The 10,999-nt window shown below is 41.7% G+C and carries 8 protein-coding genes; 4 read left to right on the top strand and 4 right to left on the bottom strand.

Annotated elements, in window-relative coordinates; all coding sequences use genetic code 11:
• Window positions 1–8: 8 nt before the first annotated feature.
• Window positions 9–3,317, bottom strand: a complete 3,309-nt coding sequence (locus IQ229_RS01660) for a PAS domain S-box protein (protein ID WP_194040692.1) — start codon at window positions 3,315–3,317, stop codon at window positions 9–11.
• A 1-nt stretch (window position 3,318) separates the two neighbouring features.
• Window positions 3,319–3,573, bottom strand: coding sequence for a helix-turn-helix domain-containing protein (locus IQ229_RS01655; RefSeq protein ID WP_194040690.1), 255 nt, complete (start codon window positions 3,571–3,573; stop codon window positions 3,319–3,321).
• A 620-nt stretch (window positions 3,574–4,193) separates the two neighbouring features.
• Between IQ229_RS01655 and IQ229_RS01650 the strand changes: the two genes are divergently transcribed.
• Window positions 4,194–5,225 carry a 1-acyl-sn-glycerol-3-phosphate acyltransferase gene (locus tag IQ229_RS01650; protein ID WP_194040688.1) on the top strand — a complete coding sequence of 344 codons (1,032 nt, stop codon included), beginning with the start codon at window positions 4,194–4,196 and terminating at the stop codon, window positions 5,223–5,225.
• 656 nt (window positions 5,226–5,881) lie between these two features.
• Here the strand turns inward: IQ229_RS01650 and rppA are convergent.
• Window positions 5,882–6,580, bottom strand: coding sequence for a two-component system response regulator RppA (rppA, locus tag IQ229_RS01645; protein ID WP_194040694.1), 699 nt, complete (start codon window positions 6,578–6,580; stop codon window positions 5,882–5,884).
• A 76-nt stretch (window positions 6,581–6,656) separates the two neighbouring features.
• Between rppA and hisG the strand changes: the two genes are divergently transcribed.
• The 3 genes from hisG (at window position 6,657) to IQ229_RS01630 (ending at window position 10,403) form a co-directional block, all read left to right on the top strand.
• Entirely contained in the window at window positions 6,657–7,301 is a 645-nt protein-coding gene (hisG, locus tag IQ229_RS01640) for an ATP phosphoribosyltransferase (protein WP_194040686.1), read from the top strand.
• A 536-nt stretch (window positions 7,302–7,837) separates the two neighbouring features.
• Window positions 7,838–9,292, top strand: coding sequence for a sensor histidine kinase (locus IQ229_RS01635; RefSeq protein WP_194040684.1), 1,455 nt, complete (start codon window positions 7,838–7,840; stop codon window positions 9,290–9,292).
• Between the two features lie 394 nt (window positions 9,293–9,686).
• The gene (locus IQ229_RS01630) at window positions 9,687–10,403 is read left to right on the top strand and encodes a hypothetical protein (RefSeq protein ID WP_194040682.1); all 717 of its coding nucleotides are present in this window, start codon (window positions 9,687–9,689) and stop codon (window positions 10,401–10,403) included.
• A gap of 97 nt (window positions 10,404–10,500) precedes the next feature.
• Here the strand turns inward: IQ229_RS01630 and IQ229_RS01625 are convergent.
• A partial coding sequence (locus IQ229_RS01625; protein WP_194040680.1) for a tetratricopeptide repeat protein occupies window positions 10,501–10,999 on the bottom strand: 499 nt, incomplete at its 5' end.

Genomic DNA, 10,999 nt, shown 5'->3' with positions numbered 1-10,999 from the left:
TCCATAGACTATAAATTTATTTGAGAATTGTCTAATCCAAAATCGTTCGATGGTTCCTGTGCCTTGTCGATCGCGTAGCGTCCCGCAGGTAAGGACTGAGTGCCCGCGTCAAAGTCTAAAATCGTAAATCGTAAATCGATCGATTTGGCTTGGGCGGCTAGACGTACAGTTTCTATTGCTGCGGCGATCGCAGTTTCTAGATTGACAGGAGCAATATTCAGACTCAGTTTACCTTGGAGAATGCGAGAGACATCCAGTAAATCTTCGATTAATTGGGTTTGCAACTTGGCATTGCGCTCAATGGTTTCGAGAGCGCGAGTAGTGGTTGCTTCATCATACTTTTTCGTTTGTAGTAATTTCGACCATCCCAAAATCGGGTTTAGCGGCGTGCGAAGTTCGTGGGAAAGCACCGCCAAAAACTCATCTTTGATTCGATTAGCTTGGATTAATTCTTCTTTCCGTCGCTGTAACGAAGCCATTAACTGAGCGCGTTCCAGAGCAACCGCCACCTGATCGGAAGTTGCTTGTAATAGAGTTATTTCCCCAAAAGTGAAATTGGTACGGGTGCGACTGGCAAAGCAGAGGACACCAAGCAGCTTTCCTTGAGCAATTAACGGTTGACCTGCATAGGCTGTAATTCCTAAAGCATGGAGGATGTTGGCATGGGGATGGGTAGAGTGCGGCACATTATTGACGACGATTTGACGGCGTTCTTGCACCACTAGTCCGCATATCCCTTGATTAAATTCCAGGTATTCAATTGCTTGAAATACTTCATCAGTAATGCCGTTCCAAGCTACTAACCGGAGTTTCTGCTTATTTTCGTGTGTATCGATTAAATAGTGAAAGTAACAATGCAAATCCATTTGCGCCGAGAGTTTGCTAAACAAGCTGTTCATCAAATCCAAAGGGCGCTCGGTTGAAAGCAAATCACTGGTCGTTTCCGAAAGCAGTTTAAGTCTTTCACTGCGCTCTTGTAAGGCTTGTTCTGCAAGCTGGCGTTCGCGAAGGGCGCGTTCGCGTTCGGTAATGTCAATTGCAACCCCTCCTACTAGGCGTTGGCCAGACACATCGGCAATGGGAAACTTATAGACTAAAAATTCGCCAAGAGTGCCATCTGTGCGTGGGACAGACTCAATCGTTTGAACAACCTGATTCCTTTCGGCAACTATTCTAATGTTATCGAGGAGGGGTTGAGCAATTTGGACTGGGTATAGGTCAAAAATGTTTTTATCGATCGCCTTATTGGTTGGCACATTGAATGTGCTGAAATAAGTTGGACTGAGGTAAACTACACGTCCGTTTGCATTCGTAATCCATGCAGCTGCGGGAATATTGTCCATAAAAGCTTGAAATTGCTCTTGGCTCTGACTCAGCGCTTTTTTAACTTGTTTGAGATCGCTAATATCCAGAATGAATGCGACTGATTTATGCCGAGATTCTCCTAAAAGGGAGTAGCCAACTACAACTGGGACGCTAGAACCATCTTTGCAAATAAATTCCTTTTCATAAGGAGTACAGGTTCCCTTCGCTATTGCTTCGGCAATAGCCAGCTCGTCTAAATATTGATACTCAGGTGGCGTGATATCAGCCCAGCATAGTTTACCTGCTTGAATATCCTCTTGGGTATAGCCGACAATTCGCAAAAACTCGTCGTTGGCTTCAGTGATGCTACCATTCACATCACCAAAGAGAATGCCAACTATATTCGCTTTCACAAAACTCCTGAGCCGTTCTTCACTTGCTTGGACTGCCTTCTCTGCCTGTTTGCGTTTGCTGATATCTGTAGTGCTGCCAACTAAACGTAACGGGTTTCCATCAGTATCTCGCTGTACTACTATCCCCTGATCTAAAACATAGATGTACTGATTGTTTTTGTTGCGAATTCGGTATTCGGCAGCATAACGATCGCTATTTGCCAAAGCAACTCGCGCCTCTTCTTGTACATATTGCAAATCCTCTGGGTGGACAAGCTCACGCCACCAACTACCAGTTGATTCAGATTCTGCGAGGGAATAGCCCAAAATTCGGGTTAACCCCTCGGTTCTTTCAACGCTATCCTGTTCTATATTCCAGTCATAAATCAGACAGTTGACCGCAGATGCTGCTAACTCAAACCGCTCGTTCGCTAACCTCAGACGCTCTTCTTTTTCCCGTAAAGTTCGTTCTACTTGTTTGCGTAAGCGAAGCTCGTCGTAGACATCGCTGATGTCGCGGAAGAAAATATCAAGACCATCTTCACTAGGGTAGGCGTGAATCTCCAGCCACAAGTCATTTTTGGGTGGTAAGTAGTAGTGATACTCAAAATGGACGGGAATTTGCTCTGCCATTGCCCATCGATAATTTAGCTCTAAATTTGTGCCTAACGATACAGGCCACTCCTCCCAGTGCGACTTACCAATGACTTCTGTGCGGGATTTGCCGTTAATTTGCTCTGCTTCGGCATTTTGGTAGATGATTCGCCAGTCTCGGTCTAGAGTCATAAATGCATCACTCATGTTTTCTAGAGTGCGTGTGTTCCGCTGATTGGCTTGCTGTAATGCTGCTTCTACTTGTTTGCGTTCCCGTAGTGCTGCTTGCTGTTCGCTCAAATCAACAACAAAGGCAATAACCGTTTCTTGAGTATTTCCCAGCGTCACAGAACCGAGCAGAACCGGAATGCGATCGCCATCTTTACGAATGTATTCTTTCTCAAAAGGCTTACATATTCCAGTAGTTCTCACTTCTTCTACTGAACGTTCGCTCAAAAGAAGATACTCCGGTGGGGTAATCTCGCGCCAGTTTATTTGGTTAGCAGAGAAATCTTCTCGCGTATAGCCGATCATCTTCAGAAAAGCATCATTGGCTTCGATAATGAAGCCGTTGTTCATATCAGTGACGATTACCCCAATAATGTTGGATTCTGCCAGTCGGCTAAACCGCATTTCGCTATTTTGCAACAACTTGAGGCTTGTCTCTGCTTTGCGTCTAGCAGTTCGCAACTCTGAAGAAAGCGCAGTAATTAAGAAGGATACTAGTGAGAATGTGGTTAATTGTACCAGGACTTTGAGGCTGAGGAAATCGAAAGAGTAGACTGGATCGATCAAAAAATAGAGCGCAGTTGTCACAGATAAAGCGATCGCTAGCACTCCCAGTCTCATACCACCATACCAGGCGCTAACTGCCACAGCAGCATAAAATAATGTAAATATGCTCGGATCGAAAACTGGCAGTAACACTTTTGTCAACAGCAGTGCCGTCATGACTGCCAGAATCATCACACTAAAAGCTATGAACCAACGCATCATCAAAATTTTTTCAGGTACTTTCACCATCATCTTAAGAGTCCTCCCGTTGCTCCGATTTTGGGAGATACTCGTTCACTAGTCTTTTATCTGCTTTGCCCATCTTCTCTAACGTTTTTTCAATCAGCTTTAGTGCCATCTGTGAAGGCACTGTAGCTCCGTTCTCCCAGCGATTGATTGTTCGTAGGGAAACTCCTAACTTAGCTGCAAACTTCTCTTGAGAGAGATCGAGTTGCTGCCGAAGTTGACGGATTAAATCTGAAATTTTGAGTGGCTTTTCTAGTTCCATAGTAGGAAGAGTAGGACAGATGTCTCGCCATTCGTCTCCAGCTTGAGGAAGAATTTAAATAATCATTAGTCGTTATCAATTTCATCTTTTGGCGAAACATCAAGATTCAGTTATCAGTCTTCACGGCTTACTGTTTGCTGTAGAAGGTAGATATAAAATAAACATTAAGTTTTGCTTGGGATGGGATAGCAAGATAGTATTATTTAAGGCAATTTGACTAAATAATTATTAGCGATCGCACACAGCCAAACAATTGGTAGTGTGTCACACTTTCATGATTCATATCTAAATTAATTTGTTATATATAAAGTTAATTTTGTACTTGATAAAAGCTTTTTTATATCGCTAGTTTATTAACTACAGCAGCTTACAACTTCTCTACGTTCGCGCAGCGTGTCGCAGACAGAGGCTACGCCAAGGTGAGATACAGATAATTGTAGGGAAACAATATGCTTTACCCCTACCTTTGTACTGCATTTAACTGAACTACGTTGTAAATCTAGAATAGATTCCAAAATATGTAGTTAGTTTTACTTCTATGGTCAGATGCCAGTCAAAAAATTAGAAAGTTACGATCCACTATTAATAAAACTTTTGCCTAATCCTAATCTTTAACTGTTTTGATTAATCAACACTCCGAAAACTTATTAAACAGTCAACAGGAAAATGCACCAGGTGAAGGCTATATATTTAACTGGTTTGATTGGTTTTGTCTTTGGTATCCTCCAGGATGGCTAATTTTATTCAACCGCCATTGGCAGCACTATCACATAGATCCAGATGGTTGGAATTGGCTAGAATATGGATTATTTTTAATTCCTGGTGGATTTTATCTAGCGTTGCTGAGTCGCTGGTTGCGTCTGGGTTTTCGTTCACCTCGAAAAGAAGTTGGTGAATTCGATCCTAAATATCAACAAGCTTTTGGCAAAGAAATTCTAGCCCCTATCGTTAAATACTATTTTCGGGGAGAGTTGCAACAACTTGAAAACTTGCCGCCAACAGGGCCATTGATTGTGGCAATGAATCATGCCGGGATGTCTTTTCCTTGGGACTTTTTAACCTTGGGTTATTTATTAAGTGAAGCCAAAGGATGGGTAGTACAACCCATCGCAAATCCAGCATTATTTGAGCATCCTTGGGTGATTTGGTGGCTACCACCTCAATGGTCGCAGGTTTTAGGTGGTGTGCGAGCCAAATTAGATGATTTTGAGGGCGCGATCGCTCAAGGTAAAATTCTCTTATATGCACCCGAAGGTGTTCGCGGGCCTTTGAAAGGTTGGAGAAGACGCTATCAACTAGAAAAGTTTGATGTGAGCTTTATTCAGTTGAGCGATCGCTATCATATTCCGATTCTGCCAGTAATTTGCATCGGCAGTGAATCTCTGCATCCTTGGGCCGTTAATTTCACCAAGTTACAACGACTAGTCAAACTACCATTCTTACCTTTGTCGCCTTTGATGTTTGCCTTACTTATGTTTCCCTCAATGGGAGTTTGGGCAATGAAAACTCGTTTGCGTTACTTTATTCAACCTTTGCAACCAGCAGGATTGGATAACCACTCAAAGAAAGGGCGTGCAGCAGCTTATCAACAAGCACAACAATTACGAGAAAAACTGCAACTTCAAATCAATCATTTTTTGGGTAAATTTTAATACTATAAGCTCAAAATTGTTGATTATAACAGGTTTACAATGTCGTTCAATTCAATGAAAACTGTTGTAAGTTTATAGTGATGACGAATGTTGTGAGTGCGATCGCCACTATACTGTTGACTAAGCCAAATAGAGAAAATCGTTGCAAACATTGGTAATGCTGTATGGAGGTGTGGTTAGGAATAAAGTTATTGTTCCTAGCACAGCTTGTCCGTTTGTTAGCAACGCAACCTGTTTTGTTACCAATGCTTATCCGTTAGTAACGACACTTAATGCGTTTGTTACCAACACAACCTCTTTTGTTACTAATGCTTATTCGTTAGTAACGACACTTATGCGTTCGTTACCAACACAACCTCTTTCGTTACCAATGCTTATCTATGGAAGATTCCGAGATTTTTCTTGGGTTTAGTAAAGAAGATATGGGTGCGAATAATCAGCTTCGTCTCTGAAAGGGGATTTCACAAATTATGATGCCTGTGGATTTATATCATGTCCGGTTAATTAGTTATAATTCAATACAGTTCAGTTAAGCATTTTTCCTTCTCTCTGTGTTCTCTGCGCCTCTGTGGTAGCCTTCGGCAAGCCGCTTTGCGTCTACATTAAAAAGATTGATTTCACAAAGAGTTTTAACCTTAACCCAAGCCTATTGGGTGCTAAACCGACTCCACAGACGAAGCACCGAAACGATAGCCTTTGCCGTAGACTGTGTGAATCAACGTAGTTTCTCTACCCACCTCAATCTTACGCCGCAGCAAACGAATTAATGCCGCAATTACATTACTGCTAGGTTGTTCTGACTCTTGCCACAAATTTTGCATAATCTGGGCATGAGTCAGAAGTTGTCCAGTGTGTTCCATAAAATATTGCAACAACTGGCTTTCCTTTTGCGATAGCTCAATTATTCGTCCCTGGCGATAGGCTACTTGATTTTCACAATCGAGTTCTAAATCAGCGACAGTAAGTCGTCCGGTGGTAGTCTCATAGGTTTGAGTACCGGAACGACGCAATAAAGCACGGACTCTTGCTAATAACTCCCGCAGTTCAAAAGGTTTAACCAAATAGTCATCAGCACCAGCATCTAAACCTTGTACGCGGTCATCAAGAGTATCTTTAGCTGTTAAAAACAATACGGGAGTGGTTTTGCTTTGGCGGCGCAATTCCTGACAAATCTCTAACCCCGTTTTGCCTGGCAGCATCCAATCTAAAATAAGTAGGTCATAACTGCCTGTCTGTGCAAGTTCGCTGCCAGATGTCCCATCATAAACGGCATCTACGGCATAACCTTCACGAGTTAACAAGCGGCTCAAAGGTTGAGTTAGTTCAACTTCATCATCAACTAATAAAATTCTCATGCTGCTTGTGGTAAGCATATAGAGATATTCTCAATATTATTCAACTGCCAAGACGCTAAGGATACCAATAAAAAAAATGCTGACTGTTGCATTGCCAAAAGGGGAACTACTTAAAAATAGCATCCGCTTGCTACAAGCTGTCGGATTAGATTTTAGTGCTTTTTTAGATTCAGGAACTCGCCAACTTCAAATTCCTGACACTAAGGGAGTTGCAAAAGCTTTACTGGTGCGGGCGCAAGATGTGCCCGTTTATGTGGAATATGGTCAAGCACAACTAGGGGTTGTTGGTTACGATGTGCTGCGGGAGAAGCAGCCGCAAGTTGCCCACTTGGTAGATTTGCAGTTTGGTCATTGTCGAATGTCAGTGGCGGTAAAAGCATCAAGTGCTTACCGATCGCCTTTAGATTTACCACCGCATGGTAGAGTTGCTTCAAAATATGTAAATTGCGCTCGTGAATATTTCCATAGTCTGGATTTACCTGTGGAAATAGTGCCATTGTATGGTTCAGTAGAGCTAGGCCCAATTACTGGAATGTCAGAAGCGATCGTAGATTTGGTTTCTACAGGGCGGACTTTACGCGAAAATGGTTTGATTGAAATTGCTAGTCTGTATGAAAGCACGGCGCGATTGATTGCTCATCCTCTGAGTTACCGCCTGAATACAGGTAATCTGAGTGATGTGATTGATAATCTGCGGGAGGTCGTTTTGGTAGGCGTTTAATATCATCTAATTCGTAATCAACCTTCTCCAGATGGTCGTTTCTCGCTAAAGCTGCATTATTTGTTTGTACAGCGTCTCGTATTCAAGCGACTTCCAGATAAAAATACTCAACTGTTGCTTGTGGGGTGGATATCTAACTACAGATGTCAACTTAACTAAAAAAACCAGTTTAGACAGAGCTTTGAAACATTGCTTATTTCAAAATCTCAGACTGCTATGCTGCTCATTGGGTTGTTGTCAGCCCAATGAGCAGCATTTTTAACTTTTAGCTAAAAACTAGGTTTTAAAAGCTCTTATCTTTTGTTGCATAAGATGCGTAGAAAATCAGTGTATACAAAGATTTAAACTTTTATTTAAACCCTCAGCAAATAGAATCAAAGTTAGATTTATATTATTTTTCTCAGCGTTACAATTTGATGCGATCGCCAACAATTTTACCAGTATTCTTTTGAAAGAATGTTGATAATTGAAAGTAATTTAAAATTATTCTTAACACGTAATCTAATGATATTCAGTCAAAAAAAGTAGGTGGAAATATGTTTCAAGCTACTCGCCGCCGTCTTGCAATTTGGTACACTGCCGTCACTGCTGTATTACTGCTACTGTTTGCCAGTGGCGTTTATTTATACTTTCGTACTACACTGATTGAGCGGATTGATGACACCCTTAACCATGTAGTGGAAATAGTGGAGCGTTGTCTCACAACCAGTGGTTGTGCATCTACACTAATATTTGAGCCAATTAATACTGATGCAGATAAATTTCGCATTAACGTAGAAGCCAGTTTTGGTAATAATAGCGACGCTGTAGAAGATGACCACATTGACCTAGAATGGTTTAGTCCAACTGGTAAATTACTTTGGTCAACGCTATCTGAACCCCTAAATATTCCCATTCGTGTCAATCGCACTGGTGAAACTGTACGCATAGTCAAAGCAGAGGGTGAAAATTCAAAATTCAAAATTCCTAACTCCCCACTCTTATTACGACAAGTCACCCAACGCGTAGAAGTGAGACGACAAGTATTAGGATATTTGCGCGTTAGCCATCCCTGGTTTGAAGTTACTAAACCTAGTCGCCAGTTAATTTTTGATTTGGCATTAGGTATTGGTTTAATGGTGGTTTCGGTAGGCGCAAGTGGTTGGTTTCTTTCGGGTAAAGCGATGGAACCGGTGGGTGAATCTTATCAACGTCTTAAACAATTTACTGCTGATGCTTCCCACGAACTTAGAAGTCCGATCACTTTGATTCAAACTAATGTGCAAGTTGCGCTTGCTGACTTGGATTTAGCAGAGACAAAAACGACTACTTCTTTGCAATATCGACAACAGTTAAAGGTGGTGGAACGGTTAACGCAGCGTTTGGGTAAGTTAGTCAATGACTTACTCTTCCTAGCAAGACAGGATAGTGGTATTAGCAAAGATACTTTTTCACCTTGTCCGTTGGACGCTTTGCTAATAGAAGTGGTTGAAGAACAACAATTGTTAGTCCCTGAGAAAAAAATCACCCTTTCTCTAGACTTAGTTGACCCTCCTATCTCTGAAACTAGCCCCGAATTACTGGAAAATTGGTTTACTCTTGTAGGTAATTGGGATCAATTGGTGCGGCTGTTCACAAATTTAATCGCTAACGCTTTGCATTACACTCCAGCAGGTGGACGAGTGAAAGTGGAATTGGCGCGGATAGAGGGAATAAATCGTGTTTCTGGACTACGTAACACCAGTGCCCAATTGCAAGTTAAGGTGAGTGATACCGGAGTTGGAATTCCAGCCGCAGCGCTACCACGCTTGTTTGACCGCTTTTATCGAGTAGATCCGGCACGTACTCATAGGACGGGGAATACAGCCACAGCCAGCGCTACAGGTTCAGGATTGGGATTAGCGATCGCTCAAGCTATTATCGAACATCATCACGGTCATATTCAAGTTGAAAGTACCCAAGGCATTGGCACCACGTTTACTGTCACCTTACCAATAACTCTTGAGCCTTAATTCGGTAATAAACTTTTGTTTCTTCTGATAGATGTAGGCAAGTAAATAAATTTTCTATTTTATATAACAACAGTGGCAATATTTAGCCATTTATTTAATTGCTACAGTTTGATATTTCTACTCTTATTTATTTCCTTGAGTAGTTATCATAACTCATTGTTTTTTTGTTAGTTTTGGCATTTCTCACTATCACTAATGATTTAGCTTTGTCAGCCTTGGGGATGAAATAGTTGTGTCTAATATTAGACTATTTTCAATTCTTTGGTTAGATACAAAAAATAGAGATGCTTAGTAAGATTAAATTCATCCAATGATAGCTTAGAAGATAATAATTCAATATGCAGTTTATAAATTATTAAAAAAAGATAAGTCTGATATTTTTAAGGAGTCAATAATGAATATGAAATCTCAAACATTTCGCAAGTCCGCTGAGTTATTGGGGGCTATTTGTAGTGGATTATTGATTAGTATGCCAGCAATTCCTCAAGTACTAGCACAAGAATCTACTCCCAAAATTAACCCTTGTCCTAGAATTTTCTACGAAGAACCACATAATAATCGGGTTGTAGTACCACAGGGATGTCCTCCCAACGCGCTAACACAAAAACTAGCTGCTCAAGGGCTTCTGCCTACCCCTGCTACCCCATCACAAGAGCAAACAAGATTGGGCGTTGGCGGTGAAGCTCCAGATTCAGGTGTCAGACTACCACGCCCAGCCCCTGGAGATCAAACTCAACAGTCCCCATCAGGGGCGGTTCCCAATGGCCAACAACTGCTACAACCACGCCAAGCCCCCAATGCAACGATCGCACTGGCAAACGGTACAGTTAATATCAGGTTAGTGAATGATACTGCTGCTAATGTAACCTACCAAGTGATTGGCGATACGGCACCGCGATCGCTACGAGGTAAATACAATGTCACACTGCAAGGGCTAAGGGCACCAGTAACGGTGACATTTGAACGGGAAGATGGCGGACAGTTGATAGTAACTCCACAAGCTTCTTCAGAGACAGGAACTTTGGAAGTTACATTTAAGGAAGCCACCAGTGCAGCACAGGGTAGAAGTGCTATGAGAATTGAATCAAACGGTTCAGTGTTCTTGAATTAGTAGAGGCAAGGCGTGGGTTAACTTATACAAAACTGTAGGGGCAATTCATGAATTGCCCCTACTTTCAATAATGCAAAAGATTTTCAGTGTCTTAATGCTACTTTCGCTGAATTATTTTAGTTAATTGATCCCGCAATTGCACTTCTTGCTTGCTGTCTTGCAATGTCCGCGCCAGTATAATTGCCCTTTCATAAAAATTGCAGGCAGTTAGGTAGTTACCTTGTTGCTTATATAACTGGGCATAAGATTCAAAAGATTTTAATTCTTCGCGTAAATTTTGTAATTCTTTAGCGAGTGCTAAACGCTGCTCTAGTAAGTCAAAGGCGCGTTCGTAACGTCCTACAGCAGTGTGAGCCGTAACTAAACCGTCAATTGCCCGTAATTGATTAGTGCGATCGCGGTTGGTTTTAGCTGTCCGCATTGCTTCACCATAAGTAGCAATGGTATCTTGATAATTTCCAGATGCTAAATAAGCATCTCCTAAATTATTCAAGGTATTTGCTTCACCGATGGCATCGCCGGTCTGGCGGCGGAAAATTAAAGCATTTTCATACAGTTTAATCGCCTTGTTATAATCTCCCAACCTAGCACTTACC

Origin of the sequence: Nostoc cf. edaphicum LEGE 07299 (assembly GCF_015207245.1) — a bacterium.
Taxonomy (GTDB): domain Bacteria; phylum Cyanobacteriota; class Cyanobacteriia; order Cyanobacteriales; family Nostocaceae; genus Nostoc; species Nostoc edaphicum_B.
Note: the sequence above shows the minus strand (reverse complement) of the source record. Positions and strands in the feature narration are given on the sequence as shown.